Origin of the sequence: Shewanella nanhaiensis (assembly GCF_019457885.1) — a bacterium.
Lineage (GTDB): Bacteria > Pseudomonadota > Gammaproteobacteria > Enterobacterales > Shewanellaceae > Shewanella > Shewanella nanhaiensis.
In genome coordinates, this window is the sequence record NZ_JAHZST010000027.1 from 1 (window position 1) to 17,983 (window position 17,983).

Below are 17,983 nucleotides of genomic sequence, written 5' to 3' on the forward strand. Positions count from 1 at the left end.
TCCCATCTCGAACTCAGAAGTGAAACGCAATCGCGCCGATGGTAGTGTGGGGTCTCCCCATGTGAGAGTAGGTCATTTCCAGGCGCCTATTTAAGTGAAGAAGCCACCTTATTAAGGTGGCTTTTTTGCGTTTGGGGTTTTATAAGTTTTCAACGTTGCTTTCCATAGTCAATTTCAATGTAGGCAGGTGGCTTTTCCACTTAAGCACGTACGTGCAATGCCTACTCTCGACGTCGACCCGCCGCTGAGCGGGGCCTACAGTTCAACGATTACATCGCTTCTCGCTACAAAGTAGCTTAATGCTACGCATTCAAAGCACTACTTCTCCGCCCCCATGTGTTCGCTGCGCGAACTCCGAGAGTAGGCCATTGCCAGGCGCCTAATAACGAAAGAGTGACCACTCGAACATGGGGAAATAGATAGCGCATGCGAAGCATGCCACATTTCCATGTGGAGTAGGGTGAAATAGGCGTTGTTGGCGAAGCGCAGCTTCGTGCCTATTGAACGCGGAGAGCTGGCTCGCAGCTGGGCCATTGGAAGGCGCCTTTGGTATGGGTAAGAAATCACTTTTTATTGGCATACCCACTCAAGCACGTACTTGCAACGCCTACCTCGCATGCAGGTTGATATGATGCTCTTGCCAAATCAACACTTCCATCATCTTTGGCGATCGGTGTCTATAGGTTTATGTTCTTCACTCGTGATGAGTCTCTGGAGGTTGGAAAGGCTTTTGTTGAGAGCATGAACTGTCCTACTGATATTCTCTGTTAGCGAAATACGTTACAATAGCATTTTTAGATCTGAAGCTATCTCTCTATGTCTGCTGAACAACTCCACTCTTTGAAGGCTTACAATACCTTTGCTATTGAGCATGCTTGCGTCTCAATTATTAATGCTGATTCCAAAGAGAGCTTGGTTGAAACTTGCCTTGGACTTCATCAGGCTGGTAAGCCATTTTTTGTGCTTGGTGGTGGGAGTAACATTTTATTAATCGAAGATTATCTCGGTACGGTTGTACGTATTTTAACGAGAGGTGTTGAGGTTAGTGAGGATAGCGATTGTTACCTTCTCACTGTCGAGGCTGGTGAAAATTGGCATGAGTTGGTTGAGTATTGCCTTAAGCTCGGTATTTCTGGCTTAGAAAATCTGGCTTTGATCCCTGGGACTGTAGGCGCTGCACCTATACAAAACATAGGCGCCTATGGCGTTGAGTTTGTCGATGTTTGTGACTGGGTTGAATATCTTGACCTTACCGATGGGAAGTTGAAACGATTTAACGCAGCAGAGTGTGATTTTGGTTATCGAGACTCTATCTTCAAGAGAGAGTTAAAGGGCTTAGCTGTTATTACCTCCGTGGGCTTTAAGCTGAGTAAGCGTTGGCAGCCTAGATTAGACTATGGTCCTTTAGCTCGGTTTGATATTGAAAGTGTTACACCATTGCAGGTATATAACTGTATCTGTGAAACTCGCATGTCAAAGCTTCCTGATCCAAAGATGTTGGGAAACGCGGGAAGCTTTTTTAAAAATCCCATCGTTAGCACTGAACAGTATTTAACACTGCAAAGGCAATATCCGACTATTGTTGGCTATCCTGTCGATGGTGGCACAAAATTAGCGGCGGGTTGGTTGATCGATAACGCAGGCCTAAAAGGTTTTGCTATCGGTAAAGCTTCGGTACATGAACAGCAAGCTCTTGTTTTAGTTAATAAGGGCGGGGCAACAGGTGATGATGTTATGTGTTTGGCAAGGTACATTATTGAGAAGATTTATACCCTCTTTTCTGTCATTCTAGAAGCTGAACCCAGAGTAATTGGCGCACAAGGTGAGAGGGAGTTAACTAATGATTGATCAATGGCAGCGTAAGCGTGAGATTTTATCTGTACTCGATTCTGAGCAGTTTGTTTCAGGTGAAGCTTTAGCCGCTAAGCTGGGAGTGTCTCGAACTGCCATCGCTAACCACATTAGTGCGTTAGAAGAGTATGGCGTCGAGGTGTTTAGCGTCAAAGGAAAGGGATATAAATTAGCTAATTCACTCTCTTTGATAGATGAAGCTCTATTAAAGGAGACCGTTACACAACGTTGTTTTTATTACGATGAGATCCCCAGCACGAATGCTTTTTTGCTTAAGCATTGTGAGGAGCTATCTTCCGGTGATATCTGCGTTGCTGAGTATCAATCGGCTGGACGAGGTCGGCGTGGAAGAACTTGGATCTCTCCCTACGGATGCCATCTATATTGTTCTATGTACTGGAATTTGTCTCAAGGGATGGCTCAAGCTACAGGATTAAGTCTAGTGGTTGCCTGTTCTTTGGTTAAAGTGCTCAATAATTTCGGGATCGATGGTTTAGGTGTAAAGTGGCCGAATGATATCTATCTTGATAATAAAAAATTAGCCGGTGTGTTAGTTGAGATGAATGGTCAGGCAGATACAGAGTGTCATCTGGTTATTGGGATCGGGATTAATATGTCTATGTCTCGTGCCCAAGGAGATAAGATTGATCAACCATGGAGCGATCTTTCTCAAAGTAGAGTCGTGCCGAGTAAAACCGAGTTAACAATCTCATTGCAGCGCCAGCTCCATGAAGATCTTACTTTATTTGAAAAAGAGGGGTTATCGGCATTTTTAACTCGCTGGAAAGAGGCTGATATCTTCGATGGTAAGCATGTAAAACTCTTAATGGGTGAGCAACGTATTGATGGAGTTTGCCAAGGTATCGACAAAACAGGGTCCATTTTATTGAAAACAGATAAGGGAGTAGAGTCTTTTGTTGGTGGAGAGATAAGCTTAAGAAGTGCCCAATAGGCACTTCTGTTAACCTTATTTACGAAGTAGCACCTGACTCATCAAGTGGTCATCGCCTTTTTGCAAGATCAAGTGAGCACGGTCTCGAGTGGGCTCAATATTGAGCTTTAAGTTGGGGCCGTTGATGCTATCCCAAATATTTGCTGCAGTGATTTTGGCTTCGTTATCATTTAGCTTAGAGTAGTGGTGGAAGTAGGAGTTTTCATCACTAAACGCACCACCGCGGAACTGTAAAAACCTATCTATATACCACTTCTTCAGCAGTTGCTCCTGGGCATCAACATAGATCGAAAAGTCGACGAAATCAGACACGAAAGGTTGCTGTGTCCCCACTGCTGCATCTTGGCTTGTTTGGAGAACGTTTAATCCTTCAATGATCAAAATATCCGGGCTTTCAATTGCCTGATGATCATCTGTGATTCTGTCATAGCTAACATGAGAGTAGAGAGGTGCTTCAACATAAGGCGCTCCAGCTTTTATGTTGGAGATGAATTCTACTAATAGCTTCATATCATAGCTTTCAGGAAAGCCTTTACGTTGTAGTAACCCCCGACGTTTGAGTTCGGCCAATGGGTATAAAAAACCATCAGTTGTCACAAGATCAACTCTAGGGTGTTCAGGCCATTGACTCAATAAAGCTTGTAGAATACGTGCGGTGGTACTTTTACCTACAGCAACACTACCAGCAATGCTGATGATATAGGGGCGCTTAGGAGGCTTTCTTCCTAGAAACTCATTAAGTACGAGACCACGTTTTTGTTTAGCACCGACAATAAGATTAAGCAAACGGCTAAGAGGAAGGTAGATATCGGTGACTTCAGTAAGCGATAGTTTTTCGTTTATACCTCTAAGATTAGCAAGCTCAGGCTCATTTAATGTAAGAGGTACCGATTCTCTTAATTCGGCCCACTGCGATCGTTGAAACGCAAGATAGAGTGCAGTGTGAATTTGATTTTCGGATTTCATTAGTTTTCTCTCCTGTGAGGAGGCACAGTACACTAACGGATAATCATGAACAATAATAAACACGAGTTTGAACTCGATGTTTCTGCTGCTGACGTTTTCGTGGTGGAATAATAAACGCAAAGCTGATTTTGTAACCGAAAAAACATTAAAAAACGATTATTTTCATTTTTTTTCAATTTAGCTATTGCACTTATGCCGACATTTCCATAATATCCGCTACCGAAATGACACGCCGGCATAGCTCAGTTGGTAGAGCAACTGACTTGTAATCAGTAGGTCCCGAGTTCGACTCTTGGTGCCGGCACCATTTCTCTGGAGGGGTTCCCGAGTGGCCAAAGGGATCAGACTGTAAATCTGACGGCTCAGCCTTCGAAGGTTCGAATCCTTCTCCCTCCACCATATTCTAAGTAGTTAGGTAACCTTAGTAGGTTGCGCGGATGTCGTATAATGGTATTACTCCAGCCTTCCAAGCTGATAACGCGGGTTCGATTCCCGCCATCCGCTCCAATATTCGCTGAATGCACTCAATAAAGGGTGCCCCCTGAAAAGGGGTTAGGTTATTAAAAACTACCCTTTCAGCGCCAACCTGTTAAAATTCCTAGTTACGCAAAAAAATTAATCGATTCGATGCCTTTAAATGCATCGGATTTTTTGTTGTACGCGGTTTAATCACCAAGATCTCTGATTGGGGCAATACCATGGCTAAAGAAAAATTTGAACGTAATAAACCACATGTAAACGTTGGTACTATCGGTCACGTTGACCATGGTAAAACTACGCTTACAGCAGCTATCTCAGCTGTATTGACTAAGACTTACGGTGGTGAAGCTCGTGACTTCGCACAGATCGATAACGCTCCAGAAGAGCGTGAGCGCGGTATTACAATTAATACCTCTCACATCGAATATGACACTCCTACTCGCCACTACGCACACGTAGATTGTCCTGGTCACGCCGATTATGTTAAAAACATGATCACTGGTGCTGCTCAAATGGACGGCGCTATCCTAGTAGTTGCTTCTACAGATGGTCCAATGCCACAGACTCGTGAGCACATCCTGCTTTCTCGTCAGGTTGGTGTACCTTTCATCATCGTATTCATGAACAAGTGTGACATGGTTGATGATGAAGAGCTTTTAGAGCTAGTAGAGATGGAAGTTCGTGAACTTCTTTCTGAGTATGAGTTCCCAGGTGATGACCTACCAGTTATCCAAGGTTCAGCACTTAAAGCTCTTGAAGGCGAGCCAGAGTGGGAAGCTAAGATCATTGAGCTTGCAGAAGCACTAGATACTTACATTCCAGAGCCAGAGCGTGCTATTGATGGTGCATTCATTCTTCCAATAGAAGATGTTTTCTCAATCTCAGGCCGTGGTACAGTTGTAACTGGTCGTGTAGAGCGCGGTATCATCAAAGTTGGTGAAGAAGTAGAAATCGTTGGTATCAAAGATACTACTAAGACTACTTGTACTGGTGTTGAGATGTTCCGTAAGCTGCTTGACGAAGGTCGTGCTGGTGAGAACTGTGGTGTTCTTCTACGTGGTACTAAGCGTGAAGACGTTGAACGTGGTCAAGTACTTGCACAGCCAGGTTCAATCACTCCACACACAACTTTCCAGTCAGAAATCTACGTTCTGTCTAAAGAAGAAGGTGGACGTCACACTCCATTCTTCAAAGGCTACCGTCCACAGTTCTACTTCCGTACAACTGACGTAACCGGTACTATCGAATTGCCAGAAGGCGTAGAGATGGTAATGCCTGGTGATAACGTACAGATGACTGTAACGCTAATCTGCCCAATCGCGATGGACGAAGGTTTACGCTTCGCAATCCGTGAAGGTGGTCGTACAGTTGGTGCTGGTGTTGTAGCTAAGATCATCGCTTAATCGCGATACTCTTTAGTAAACATCCAAAAAGGAAGCTTCGGCTTCCTTTTTTGTTTTTTTACGGATATTCTGACCAAGACAACGCTTGTATTCTTGCTTCGTAGCTAGAATAAGAATACAATCTATGGCCGATTTTTGACCCTCTGAGCTTACATTTAGCAATTGAGAGTGTAGGCTCGGAATTATAGTGGCTTGATGAGTTTCCTTATAACCATCAGCTAAACGCAAGCTCAGGTCGTAGTGAGTAACGGAACTAATCGATGACAACAAATACTGAAAGCCAGGGTAACTCTCTGGATATCGTAAAGTGGGCCCTAGTCGTTATTTTATTGGCTGCTGCTATTGTGGGCAACCAGATGTATAGCGAAGCCAGTGTTTTGGTTCGTGCAATCAGTGTGGTGGTAGCTTTTGTTATTGCTGGATTCATTGCATTACAAACTGAAAAGGGCAAGCAGGCGCTAACTTTTGCTCGTGAAGCACAAATAGAAGTACGTAAGGTTGTTTGGCCTACGCGTCAAGAAGCGCTAAATACAACATTTATTGTATTAGCAGCGACCGGTGTACTAGCGTTAATCCTTTGGGGAATGGACGCAGTATTACTGAGAATTGTTAATTTTATTACAGGCGTATAGGCATTTCGAATGACTGAAGCAACTGAAGCTAAAAAAAGATGGTACGTAGTCCAGGCATTTTCTGGTTATGAGGGCCGTGTAACTAAGACTCTGCATGAATATATTCAGATGCACAGCATGGAGCAGTATTTCGGCGAAATACTCGTCCCTACAGAAGAAGTTGTAGAGATGCGTGCCGGTCAGCGACGTAAAAGTGAACGTAAATTCTTTCCAGGTTATGTATTAGTACAGATGGAAATGAATGATGAAAGCTGGCATTTAGTGAAGAGCATTCCACGTGTAATGGGCTTCATCGGTGGCACATCAGATCGTCCTGCACCTATCTCTGATAGAGAAGCAAACGCTATTCTTCAACGCCTACAAGAGACTACTGAGACTCCAACGCATCGCGTTATCTTTGAGCCAGGCGAAGTCGTACGCGTTACTGATGGTCCTTTTGCTGACTTCAACGGTACCGTTGAAGAGGTTGATTATGAGAAGAACCGCGTCAAGGTTTCTGTCATGATCTTCGGTCGTTCTACTCCGGTTGAACTAGACTTCGGTCAGATCGAAAAAAGCTGATTAAATTAAGTACAAAAAACATTTGGACTGGGTGCAGATTTGTTATAGAATCTGCACCCATTATTTTCGGGGAGCTAACTGACATTTCGTCAATAGCGTTTGTACCCATACTGAGGAAATACTCATGGCTAAGAAAGTTGATGGTTACATCAAGCTACAAGTAGCAGCCGGTGCTGCAAACCCGTCGCCACCAGTCGGCCCTGCATTGGGTCAGAAGGGTGTTAACATCATGGAATTCTGTAAAGCATTCAACGCTCGTACTGAAAAGTTCGACAAAGGTATGCCGATTCCAGTAGTTATCACTGTATATAGTGATCGCTCTTTCACTTTCGAAACTAAGACGCCACCTGCATCTTTCCTACTGCTTAAGGCAGCTGGTCTGAAGTCTGGTTCTGGCCGTCCTAACACTGAGAAAGTGGGAACTATCAAGCGTAGCGCTGTTCAGGAAATTGCTGAAACTAAAGCGGCTGATATGACTGGTGCTGATATTGAAGCGATGACTCGCTCAATTGAAGGTACTGCGCGCTCAATGGGTTTGGTAGTAGAGGACTAATATAATGGCAAAGCTAACTAAACGCGCTCGTTTGATCCGCGAAAAAGTAGAAGTAACTAAAAACTACGATATCAATGAAGCTGTTGCACTTCTAAAAGAACTAGCTACTGCTAAGTTCGTAGAAAGTGTTGACGTTGCTGTTAATCTTGGTGTTGACCCACGTAAATCTGACCAAAACGTTCGTGGTGCTACTGTACTACCACACGGTACTGGTCGTGAAGTTCGTGTTGCTGTATTCACCCAAGGTGCTAACGCTGAAGCGGCAACTGCTGCTGGCGCTGAGCTAGTTGGTATGGACGAGCTTGCTGCACAAGTTAAAGCTGGTGAGATGAACTTCGACGTAGTTATCGCATCTCCAGATGCAATGCGCGTTGTTGGTCAACTTGGTCAGATCTTAGGCCCACGTGGTCTAATGCCTAACCCTAAGACTGGCACTGTAACACCTAACGTTGCTGAAGCTGTTAAGAACGCTAAAGCTGGTCAGGTTCGTTACCGTACAGACAAGAACGGTATTATCCACACTACTATCGGTAAAGTGGATTTTGAAACTGTTCAACTTAAAGAAAACCTAGAAGCCCTAATCGGTGCTCTTGTGAAGGCTAAGCCAGCTTCAGCTAAAGGTGTTTTCCTTAAGAAAGTAAGCATCTCTACCACTATGGGTGCAGGTGTTGCGGTTGACCAGGCTACTCTGGCTAAAGCGCTATAAATTTTACAAAGCGGGCGTATTAAATTATAATGCGCGCACTTTGTGGGTTGGGGCCTATTTCGTCATTGAGTGATGAAAGTAGGCTTCCGTCCAAGACCGTAGGTGTTAGCCTAAAGGTTAACTTAATCTCCTACGTAGACGGTGTCGGACCCCAGAAAGATTTTTTTCTACTGGATAAGCACCGTAAGTCGCTAAACATTTAGGTGTTTAGCATGGTAATTGCTAGGGAATTCCCTAGATAGAATCCAGGAGTAAAGCCAATGGCATTAGGACTCGAAGACAAAAAAGCGATTGTTGCTGAAGTCAACGAAGCTGCCAAAGGTGCTTTATCTGCAGTTGTAGCCGATTCACGCGGTGTAACTGTAGGTGAAATGACCGGACTGCGTAGAGCAGCTCGTGAAGCCGGAGTTTACGTTAAAGTTGTTCGTAACACTCTAGTTAAACGCGCTGTAGCTGGTACTGATTTTGAGTGCTTAAGCGATACGTTTACTGGTCCTACTTTAATTGCATTCTCTAATGAGCACCCAGGTGCTGCAGCGCGTCTTCTTAAAGATTTCGCAACTGCACAAGAGAAGTTTGAAATTAAAGCAGCAGCCTTTGAAGGGGAAGTAATCCCTGCAGCCGATATTGATCGTTTAGCGAAATTGCCAACGTACGACGAAGCATTAGCTCAGTTGATGATGACTATGAAAGAAGCATCTGCTGGCAAATTTGTACGTCTACTGGCCGCACTTCGCGATCAAAAAGAAGAAGCAGCTTAAGTTTAAACTTGCTGCCTAAATTCAGAACATTAGGAATTTTTTGTTATGTCTATCACTAAAGACCAAATCTTAGAAGCCTTTGCAGAAATGTCTGTAATGGAAGTTGTTGAACTAATCGAAGCAATGGAAGAGAAGTTCGGCGTATCTGCTGCAGCTGCTGTTGTTGCTGGCGGTGCTGAAGGCGGTGCTGCTGCTGCTGAGCAAACTGAATTTGACGTTATGATGACTTCATTTGGTGCAAACAAAGTTGCAGTAATTAAAGCACTTCGTGGCGCTACAGGTCTTGGCCTGAAAGAAGCTAAAGCTATGGCTGAATCTGCTCCAGTAGCAGTTAAAGAAGGCCTAGAGAAAGCTGAAGCTGAAGCTCTTAAAGCTGAGCTAGAAGCAGCTGGTGCTGAAGTAGAAATCAAGTAAGTTAAATTTTAACTTACTAGCCTGAGCAATCAGGCGAGGGCTGGCGGTTTTTTAACCGTCGGCCTTTTTTGCGCTGTATGCGCAGGCGATTTTTTATTCACCGTTTATCGCCAGATTTTGCAGTTCCTAGCAGAGATTACTGGTTAGGTTCTTGCCATCAACGGTGATGGGCAAACGTGCTGTCTCAACATTTAGGTTGGTTCAGTCTTGGTCACATCTCGCAATCAGAGGAAACCCATGGTTTACTCCTATTCTGAAAAGAAGCGTATTCGCAAAGATTTTGGTAAACGTCCACAGGTTTTGGATATTCCTTATCTTTTGTCTATACAGTTGGACTCATTTAAAAAGTTCACCGATCAAGATCCTACAGGTGAGCGTGGTTTTGAAGCCGCTTTCCGTAGCGTTTTTCCCATCAAAAGTTTTTCTGGTAACTCAGAATTACAGTACGTTAGCTATAAGCTAGGCGAACCTGTTTTTGATGTGAAAGAGTGTCAAATCCGCGGCGTAACTTACTCTGCACCACTACGCGTTAAATTGCGTATGGTTCTGTATGACCGTGAAGCAGCACCTGGCACAGTCAAAGACATTAAAGAGCAAGAAGTCTACATGGGTGATATCCCATTAATGACTGAAAACGGTACCTTTGTTATCAATGGTACTGAGCGTGTTATTGTTTCTCAGCTACACCGTTCACCAGGTGTATTCTTTGATCATGACCGCGGCAAGACCCACTCTTCAGGTAAGGTGCTTTATAACGCACGTATTATTCCTTACCGTGGTTCTTGGTTAGATTTCGAATTCGATCCTAAAGATGCACTATTTGTACGTATTGACCGTCGTCGTAAACTTGCGGCTTCTATCATTCTACGTGCACTAGACTACTCTACTCAGGATATTTTGGATCTATTCTTCGATCGCGTTAACTTTAAGATCAAGAAAGATTCATTAGTGATGGACCTTGTTGCAGAGCGCCTACGTGGTGAAACTGCAAGCTACGACATTAAAGATGTTGAAGGTACTATCATCGTTGAGAAAGGACGTCGTATTACTGCACGTCATATTCGTCAACTTGAGAAGAGCAATACCACTGAGCTTGAAGTGCCAGTAGATTACATCGTTGGTAAGATTTCAGGTCAAGACTATATTGATCCTGATACTGGCGAAGTATTGGTTTCTGCTAACGCAGAGATGACACTTGAAGATCTTGCTAAGCTTTCTTTGGCTGGTATCAAAGAGATAAGCACACTGTATATCAACGAGCTTGATAATGGTGCTTATATGTCAGATACACTGCGTATTGATTCTACAACTAACCGCCTTGAAGCGCTTGTAGAGATCTACCGTATGATGCGTCCTGGCGAGCCACCAACCAAAGATGCAGCAGAAGCGTTATTCCAGAACTTGTTCTTCAGTGAAGAGCGTTATGATCTATCTAAAGTAGGTCGTATGAAGTTCAACCGTCGTCTCGGTATCGATGATGACGAAGGTACAGGCATTCTATCTAAAGAAGATATCGTTGCTGTAATGAAGAACATCATCACTATCCGTAATGGTAATGATGAAGTTGATGATATCGATCACTTGGGTAACCGTCGTATCCGTAGTGTTGGCGAAATGGCTGAAAACCAGTTCCGTGTCGGTCTAGTTCGTGTAGAACGTGCCGTACGTGAGCGTTTAAGCCTTGGTGATCTTAATGAGCTAATGCCACAAGATCTTATCAACGCTAAGCCAATCTCTGCAGCAGTTAAAGAGTTCTTCGGTTCTTCTCAGCTGTCTCAGTTTATGGATCAGAACAACCCACTTTCAGAAGTGACACATAAGCGCCGTATTTCGGCTCTTGGTCCAGGTGGTTTGACCCGTGAACGTGCAGGTTTTGAAGTTCGAGATGTACACCCAACTCACTACGGTCGTTTATGTCCAATTGAGACCCCTGAAGGTCCAAACATTGGTCTAATTAACTCGTTAGCAAGTTTTGCGCGTACTAACTCTTATGGTTTCCTTGAAACACCTTACCGTAAGGTTATTGATGGTGTGGTTACTGATCAGGTCGATTACCTATCAGCAATCGAAGAGGGCCGTTACGTTATTGCACAGGCTATCGTCGACTTAGACGAGAATGGCCGCATGATGGATGAGCTTATCGCTTGTCGTCATAAAGGTGATTCAACATTTATGGGTGCTGCAGATATCCAATATATGGATGTATCGCCACAGCAGATCATTTCAGTTGCAGCGTCACTTATTCCGTTCCTAGAACACGATGATGCTAACCGTGCATTGATGGGTGCGAACATGCAACGTCAAGCCGTACCAACACTAAAGGCTGACAAGCCACTAGTAGGTACAGGTATTGAGCGTACTCTTGCTGTTGACTCTGGTGTTGTTGTCGTTGCTAAGCGTGGCGGTTACATCGACTATGTTGATGCAAGCCGTATCGTTGTTAAGGTTAATGAGTCTGAGCTACGTCCAGGCGAAGCTGGTATCGATATCTACAACTTGACTAAGTACACGCGTTCTAACCAGAACACTTGTATTAACCAACGTCCTTGTTGTGCGATGGGTGATCCAGTTGTGACTGGTGACGTTCTTGCTGATGGTCCATCTACCGATTTAGGTGATTTGGCTCTTGGTCAGAACATGCGTATCGCGTTCATGCCTTGGAACGGTTACAACTTTGAGGATTCGATCCTTATCTCTGAGCGTGTTGCTCAAGAAGATCGTTTCACCACTATCCACATTCAGGAGCTGTCTTGTATCGCTCGTGATACTAAGTTGGGTAGTGAAGAGATCACAGCTGATATTCCAAACGTTGGTGAGTCTGCGCTTTCTAAGCTAGATGAATCAGGTATCGTTTATATCGGTGCTGAAGTTAAGGGTGGCGACATTCTGGTTGGTAAGGTGACACCTAAGGGTGAAACTCAGCTGACTCCAGAAGAGAAGCTTCTCCGTGCTATCTTCGGTGAGAAGGCCTCTGATGTTAAAGACAGCTCTCTACGCGTACCTAACTCTGTTAAAGGTACTATCATCGACGTTCAGGTATTTACCCGTGACGGCGTTGAGAAAGATAAGCGTGCTGTTGAAATTGAAGAGATGCATGTTCGTCAAGCTAAGAAAGACTTGACTGAAGAGTTCCAGATCCTCGAAGAGGGTGTTTATGGACGTGCACGTAACCTTCTACTGAGTGCAGGCTTCAACGAAGCTCAATTGGATGCTATTCCACGTTCACAACTGCTTTCACAAAGCATTGATGACGAAGGTAAGCAGACTGAACTAGAGCAGCTTGCTGAGCAGCATGACGAGCTTAAAGCCGACTTCGATAAGAAGTTTGAAGTTAAGCGTCGCAAGATCACTCAAGGTGATGACTTAGCACCTGGCGTACTTAAGATTGTTAAGGTTTACCTTGCAGTTAAGCGTACTATCCAGCCTGGTGATAAGATGGCGGGTCGTCATGGTAACAAGGGTGTTATCTCTAAGATTAACCCTGTTGAAGATATGCCTTACGATGAGAATGGTAACCCAATCGACATCGTACTGAACCCACTTGGTGTACCATCGCGTATGAACATCGGTCAGGTTCTTGAGGTGCATCTTGGCGCTGCAGCTAAAGGTATCGGTGATAAGATCGCTGCAATGCTTGAAGAGCAGCGTGAACTTGCTGAGCTTCGTGGCTACATCAAAGAAGTTTATGAGTTAGGTGAAGAGGTGCAGCAGCGCGTCGATATCGATTCATTTACCGATGATGAAGTGGTTCGTCTTGCTAAGAACCTTAAAGGTGGTATTCCGACTGCGACTCCAGCATTCGATGGCGCGAAAGAGAAAGAGATCAAGGAGATGCTAGCATTAGCTGGTCTTCCTACTACTGGTCAGCGCAAATTGTTTGATGGTCGTACCGGTGATGAGTTTGAGCGTCAGGTAACTGTTGGTTACATGTATATGCTAAAACTTAACCACTTGGTTGATGATAAGATGCATGCTCGTTCTACGGGTTCTTACAGTCTTGTTACTCAGCAGCCATTGGGTGGTAAAGCTCAGTTTGGTGGTCAGCGTTTCGGTGAGATGGAAGTTTGGGCACTAGAAGCATACGGTGCCGCTTATACGCTTCAAGAGATGCTAACTGTTAAGTCTGATGATGTTAACGGTCGTACCAATATGTATAAGAATATTGTCGACGGTAACCACCAGATGCAACCAGGCATGCCAGAGTCTTTCAACGTATTGTTGAAGGAGATCCGTTCACTCGGTATTAATATCGAGTTGGATCAAGACTAAAACTAGTGACACACTAGTTTGGCAATAAATTGGTGCCTTGCAGTAGCAGGGCACCCGGTTTAACTCCTTCAGGAGAGAAACGTGAAAGACTTATTAAAGTTTCTGAAACAGCAAAGCAAGACCGAAGAGTTTAACGGCATCAAGATCGGACTAGCGTCGCCAGATCTAATCCGCTCTTGGTCATTTGGTGAAGTTAAGAAGCCAGAAACCATTAACTACCGTACCTTTAAGCCTGAGCGTGAAGGCTTATTCTGTGCGCGTATTTTTGGTCCAGTAAAAGATTACGAATGTTTATGCGGTAAGTATAAACGTCTTAAGCACCGTGGTGTGATCTGTGAAAAGTGTGGCGTTGAAGTTACACAGACTAAAGTACGTCGTGAGCGTATGGGTCACATCGATCTTGCTAGCCCAGTTGCACACATTTGGTTCTTGAAGTCGCTTCCGTCTCGTATCGGTTTGATGCTAGACATGACACTTCGTGATATTGAACGTGTACTTTACTTCGAATCTTTCGTTGTAATCGAGCCTGGCATGACCAGTCTTGAACGTGGCCAAATGCTAACAGAAGAAAACTATCTGGATGCATTGGAAGAGTACGGTGATGAGTTCGAAGCTAAGATGGGTGCAGAAGCAGTTCTAGAATTGCTACGTGCTATCGATCTTGAAAAAGAGATTGATATGATGCGCGAAGAGTTGCCATCAATTAACTCTGAGACTCGTCGTAAGAAGATCACTAAGCGTCTTAAGCTTATTGAGGCATTCTTCCAATCAGGTAACAAGCCTGAGTGGATGATCCTTAAAGTGCTACCAGTTCTGCCACCAGATCTACGTCCTCTAGTACCACTAGACGGCGGACGTTTTGCTACCTCTGATCTGAACGACCTTTACCGTCGTGTGATCAACCGTAACAATCGTCTAAAGCGTCTGTTAGACCTAGCTGCTCCAGACATCATCGTACGTAACGAAAAGCGTATGTTGCAAGAGTCTGTTGATGCCCTGCTAGATAACGGTCGTCGTGGTCGTGCTATTACGGGTTCTAACAAGCGTCCGCTTAAATCTTTGGCCGATATGATCAAAGGTAAGCAAGGTCGTTTCCGTCAGAACCTACTAGGTAAGCGTGTGGATTACTCTGGTCGTTCGGTAATTACCGTAGGTCCAACACTTCGCTTACATCAGTGTGGTCTTCCTAAGAAGATGGCACTTGAGCTATTTAAGCCTTTCATCTATGGCAAGCTAGAAGGCCGTGGTCTTGCGACTACGATCAAAGCTGCTAAGAAGATGGTAGAGCGTGAAGTTCCTGAAGTTTGGGATGTTCTAGACGATGTGATTCGTGAACACCCTGTGATGCTTAACCGTGCACCAACACTGCACAGACTAGGTATCCAGGCTTTTGAGCCAGTATTGATTGAAGGTAAAGCGATTCAGCTTCATCCTTTGGTTTGTGCGGCATACAACGCCGACTTCGATGGTGACCAAATGGCTGTTCACGTGCCGCTAACGCTGGAAGCTCAGCTAGAAGCACGTTCGCTTATGATGTCTACCAACAACATCCTATCACCAGCAAACGGTGAGCCGGTTATCACACCGTCACAGGACGTTGTATTGGGTCTGTACTACACCAGCCGTGAATGTGTAAACGGTAAAGGTGAAGGTATGGCGTTTGAGTCTATCGACGAAGTCGAAAAGGCTTACCGTACTAAAGTTGCTGCTATCCATGCTCGCATTAAAGTACGTGTAACAGAGACTCAAATTGGTGAGAATGGTGAGCGCACTGAATCACGTCGTATCGTTGATACTACGGTTGGTCGTGCACTGCTTTCTCGCATCTTACCGAAAGGTCTATCTTATGATCTGGTTAACCAGAACATGGGTAAGAAGCAGATATCTAAGCTATTGAACACTTGTTATCGTCAACTAGGTCTTAAAGATACGGTTATCTTTGCTGACCAATTGATGTATGCCGGTTTCCACTATGCAACTGTATCGGGTGCCTCTGTAGGTATTAACGATATGGTTATTCCAGATGAGAAGTACACGCTAGTTGCTGACGCTGAAGCGGAAGTTCTTGAAATTCAAGAGCAGTTCCAGTCAGGTCTTGTAACTGCTGGTGAGCGTTACAACAAGGTCATCGATATCTGGGCAAGTGCGAACGAGAAAGTTTCTAAAGCGATGATGGCTAACCTGTCTTCAGAGACAGTGATTAACCGTGATGGTGAAGAGGAAGAGCAAGAGTCGTTTAACAGCATCTATATGATGGCTGACTCGGGCGCTCGTGGTAGTGCTGCACAGATCCGTCAGTTGGCGGGTATGCGTGGTCTGATGGCTAAGCCAGATGGCTCAATCATCGAGACTCCGATCACAGCTAACTTCCGTGAAGGTCTAAACGTATCTCAATACTTTATCTCTACTCACGGTGCTCGTAAGGGTCTAGCGGATACGGCACTTAAGACGGCTAACTCTGGTTACCTAACTCGTCGTCTAGTAGACGTTGCACAAGATCTAGTTGTCATCGAAGAAGATTGTGGCACGTTCGAAGGTCTGACAATGAAACCACTTATTGAAGGTGGTGATGTTGTTGAGCCGTTACGTGAGCGCGTTCTGGGTCGTGTTGTTGCTCAAGATGTATTCAAGCCAGGTACTGAAGAAGTACTTGTACCACGTAATACACTGCTTGACGAAGCATGGTGTGACATCGTCGAAGAGAACTCTATCGATGAGATGATCGTTCGCTCAGTAATTAGCTGTGACACAGACTTCGGTGTGTGTGCTGCCTGTTACGGTCGTGATTTGGCTCGTGGCCATATCATCAACCAAGGTGAAGCGATTGGTGTTGTTGCTGCTCAGTCAATTGGTGAGCCAGGAACACAGCTTACGATGCGTACCTTCCACATTGGTGGTGCTGCATCTCGAGCGTCAGCTGAGAACAATGTTCAAGTTAAGAACCTTGGTACTCTTAAGCTGCACAATGCTAAGTACGTAACAAACAGCGTAGGCAAGTTGGTTATCGTTTCTCGTTCTTCTGAGCTAGCGATTATCGATGAGCTTGGTCGTGAGAAAGAGCGTTATAAGGTTCCTTACGGTACTGTACTTGAGAAGTTGGAAGACGATGCTGTTGCAGCTGGCGAAATTATCGCTAACTGGGATCCGCATACTCACCCAATCGTTTCTGAAGTAGCAGGTAGTATCAAGTTCGTTGATATGATTGAAGGTGTCACTATGACACGTCAAACAGATGAGCTAACTGGTCTATCTTCTATCGTGGTAATGGAAGTGGGTCAACGTCCAAGTGCGGGTAAAGAGATGCGTCCTGCGATCTGTCTAATCGGTGCCGACGGCAACGATCTGATGATCCCTGGAACTGAAGTTCCTGCGCAATACTTCTTACCTGGTAACGCGATTGTTGCTCAAGACGATAACGCACCAATTAACGTTGGTGACGCGCTAGCGCGTATTCCACAAGAATCGTCTAAGACTCGTGATATTACCGGTGGTCTACCTCGCGTAGCCGACCTGTTTGAAGCGCGTAAGCCTAAAGAGCCTGCAATTCTTGCTGAGCACTCAGGTACAATCTCGTTCGGTAAAGAGACTAAGGGTAAGCGTCGTCTAGTTATCACACCCGCAGATGGTGGTGATCACTATGAAGAGATGATCCCTAAGTGGCGTAACCTAAACGTGTTCGAAGGTGAAAAAGTCGAACGTGGTGAGGTTATTGCAGATGGTGCTGAAGCTGCACATGATATTCTACGTCTACGTGGTATTCATAAAGTTGCTAACTACATCGTTAATGAAGTTCAAGACGTATACCGTCTACAGGGCGTAAAGATTAACGATAAGCACATCGAAGTTATCATTCGTCAAATGCTGCGTAAGTGTGAGATCACCAACGCAGGTGACAGTGAGTTCCTAGCAGGTGAGCAAGCTGAAGTATCACGTGTGAAGATCGCTAACCGCGAACTTGAAGCACAAGGTAAGCAGCCAGCAACCTTCGAGCGTGAGCTTCTTGGTATTACCAAGGCGTCTCTAGCTACTGAGTCATTTATCTCAGCAGCATCGTTCCAGGAAACCACACGCGTACTGACAGAAGCGGCAGTTGGCGGTAAGAGTGATAAGCTACGCGGTCTTAAAGAGAACGTGAGCGTGGGTCGTTTGATCCCTGCTGGTACGGGTTACTCATACCACCAGAAGCGTAATGCTGAAACAGCAACAGGTACAGATACCGAAGTTGCACCAGTTATTAGCGCGAGCGAAGCAGAGCAGAACTTGGCAGATCTTCTGAATCTTGCAGGCAGCTCTGATTAATTTCGTGTTGAAACGTAAATAAAATGTAAAAAAGGCGCCTCAGGCGCCTTTTTTTTACTTATTATCGGTTAAAAGTTGTCTATTTCTTGACAGAAACCCCATACACTTCTAAAATTTCGCGTCCCACACCTGTGGG

General features: G+C 44.8%; 12 protein-coding genes, 3 tRNA genes and 1 rRNA gene. 15 read left to right on the forward strand and 1 reads right to left on the reverse strand.

Annotated elements, in window-relative coordinates; all coding sequences use genetic code 11:
* From rrf to birA, 3 genes are all read left to right on the forward strand, one after another.
* Positions 1-84: ribosomal RNA gene (gene rrf / locus K0625_RS22570) — 5S ribosomal RNA — on the forward strand; the annotation flags it as partial.
* Positions 85-816: 732 nt separating this feature from the next.
* Complete coding sequence (gene murB / locus K0625_RS22575; RefSeq protein ID WP_220111700.1) at positions 817-1,848, forward strand: UDP-N-acetylmuramate dehydrogenase; 1,032 nt, start codon at positions 817-819, stop codon at positions 1,846-1,848.
* A complete protein-coding gene (birA, locus tag K0625_RS22580) occupies positions 1,841-2,803 on the forward strand; it encodes a bifunctional biotin--[acetyl-CoA-carboxylase] ligase/biotin operon repressor BirA (protein ID WP_220111701.1) in 963 nt (320 codons plus the stop codon). Before murB ends, birA begins: the two co-directional genes overlap by 8 nt.
* Positions 2,804-2,818: 15 nt before the next feature.
* On the opposite strand, the gene coaA is transcribed toward birA, so the two are convergent.
* Positions 2,819-3,769 carry a type I pantothenate kinase gene (gene coaA, locus K0625_RS22585; protein WP_065204683.1) on the reverse strand — a complete coding sequence of 317 codons (951 nt, stop codon included), beginning with the start codon at positions 3,767-3,769 and terminating at the stop codon, positions 2,819-2,821.
* Positions 3,770-4,000: 231 nt separating this feature from the next.
* Between coaA and K0625_RS22590 the strand changes: the two genes are divergently transcribed.
* From K0625_RS22590 to rpoC, 12 genes are all read left to right on the forward strand, one after another.
* Positions 4,001-4,076: transfer RNA gene (locus K0625_RS22590), tRNA-Thr, on the forward strand.
* Positions 4,077-4,083: 7 nt separating this feature from the next.
* Positions 4,084-4,168, forward strand: a tRNA-Tyr gene (locus K0625_RS22595).
* Positions 4,169-4,202: 34 nt separating this feature from the next.
* Positions 4,203-4,276, forward strand: a tRNA-Gly gene (locus tag K0625_RS22600).
* A 191-nt stretch (positions 4,277-4,467) separates the two neighbouring features.
* The gene (gene tuf, locus K0625_RS22605) at positions 4,468-5,652 is read left to right on the forward strand and encodes an elongation factor Tu (protein ID WP_220111702.1); all 1,185 of its coding nucleotides are present in this window, start codon (positions 4,468-4,470) and stop codon (positions 5,650-5,652) included.
* 260 nt (positions 5,653-5,912) lie between these two features.
* Positions 5,913-6,284, forward strand: coding sequence for a preprotein translocase subunit SecE (gene secE, locus K0625_RS22610; RefSeq protein ID WP_012327271.1), 372 nt, complete (start codon positions 5,913-5,915; stop codon positions 6,282-6,284).
* Between the two features lie 9 nt (positions 6,285-6,293).
* Positions 6,294-6,845, forward strand: coding sequence for a transcription termination/antitermination protein NusG (gene nusG, locus K0625_RS22615; protein WP_220111703.1), 552 nt, complete (start codon positions 6,294-6,296; stop codon positions 6,843-6,845).
* Positions 6,846-6,969: 124 nt separating this feature from the next.
* Positions 6,970-7,398, forward strand: a complete 429-nt coding sequence (rplK, locus tag K0625_RS22620; RefSeq protein WP_220111704.1) for a 50S ribosomal protein L11 — start codon at positions 6,970-6,972, stop codon at positions 7,396-7,398.
* Between the two features lie 4 nt (positions 7,399-7,402).
* Positions 7,403-8,104, forward strand: a complete 702-nt coding sequence (gene rplA / locus K0625_RS22625; protein ID WP_012327269.1) for a 50S ribosomal protein L1 — start codon at positions 7,403-7,405, stop codon at positions 8,102-8,104.
* Between the two features lie 260 nt (positions 8,105-8,364).
* Positions 8,365-8,865 (forward strand): 50S ribosomal protein L10, encoded by a 501-nt coding sequence (gene rplJ / locus K0625_RS22630; protein ID WP_012327268.1) that lies wholly within the window; start codon positions 8,365-8,367, stop codon positions 8,863-8,865.
* Positions 8,866-8,910: 45 nt separating this feature from the next.
* Positions 8,911-9,279, forward strand: coding sequence for a 50S ribosomal protein L7/L12 (rplL, locus tag K0625_RS22635; protein WP_012327267.1), 369 nt, complete (start codon positions 8,911-8,913; stop codon positions 9,277-9,279).
* Between the two features lie 237 nt (positions 9,280-9,516).
* Positions 9,517-13,548, forward strand: coding sequence for a DNA-directed RNA polymerase subunit beta (gene rpoB / locus K0625_RS22640; RefSeq protein WP_012327266.1), 4,032 nt, complete (start codon positions 9,517-9,519; stop codon positions 13,546-13,548).
* 81 nt (positions 13,549-13,629) lie between these two features.
* Positions 13,630-17,847 carry a DNA-directed RNA polymerase subunit beta' gene (rpoC, locus tag K0625_RS22645; protein ID WP_220111705.1) on the forward strand — a complete coding sequence of 1,406 codons (4,218 nt, stop codon included), beginning with the start codon at positions 13,630-13,632 and terminating at the stop codon, positions 17,845-17,847.
* Positions 17,848-17,983: the final 136 nt, after the last annotated feature.

What these genes read in the sequence shown, in the direction of transcription:
- rplA (WP_012327269.1), top strand. Translation starts at nt 7,403, where the DNA reads ATGGCAAAGCTAACTAAACGCGCTCGTTTGATCCGCGAAAAAGTAGAA.
- nusG (WP_220111703.1), top strand. Translation starts at nt 6,294, where the DNA reads ATGACTGAAGCAACTGAAGCTAAAAAAAGATGGTACGTAGTCCAGGCA.
- tuf (WP_220111702.1), top strand. Translation starts at nt 4,468, where the DNA reads ATGGCTAAAGAAAAATTTGAACGTAATAAACCACATGTAAACGTTGGT.
- rplK (WP_220111704.1), top strand. Translation starts at nt 6,970, where the DNA reads ATGGCTAAGAAAGTTGATGGTTACATCAAGCTACAAGTAGCAGCCGGT.
- murB (WP_220111700.1), top strand. Translation starts at nt 817, where the DNA reads ATGTCTGCTGAACAACTCCACTCTTTGAAGGCTTACAATACCTTTGCT.
- rplL (WP_012327267.1), top strand. Translation starts at nt 8,911, where the DNA reads ATGTCTATCACTAAAGACCAAATCTTAGAAGCCTTTGCAGAAATGTCT.
- rpoB (WP_012327266.1), top strand. Translation starts at nt 9,517, where the DNA reads ATGGTTTACTCCTATTCTGAAAAGAAGCGTATTCGCAAAGATTTTGGT.
- birA (WP_220111701.1), top strand. Translation starts at nt 1,841, where the DNA reads ATGATTGATCAATGGCAGCGTAAGCGTGAGATTTTATCTGTACTCGAT.
- secE (WP_012327271.1), top strand. Translation starts at nt 5,913, where the DNA reads ATGACAACAAATACTGAAAGCCAGGGTAACTCTCTGGATATCGTAAAG.
- coaA (WP_065204683.1), bottom strand. Translation starts at nt 3,769, where the DNA reads ATGAAATCCGAAAATCAAATTCACACTGCACTCTATCTTGCGTTTCAA.
- rplJ (WP_012327268.1), top strand. Translation starts at nt 8,365, where the DNA reads ATGGCATTAGGACTCGAAGACAAAAAAGCGATTGTTGCTGAAGTCAAC.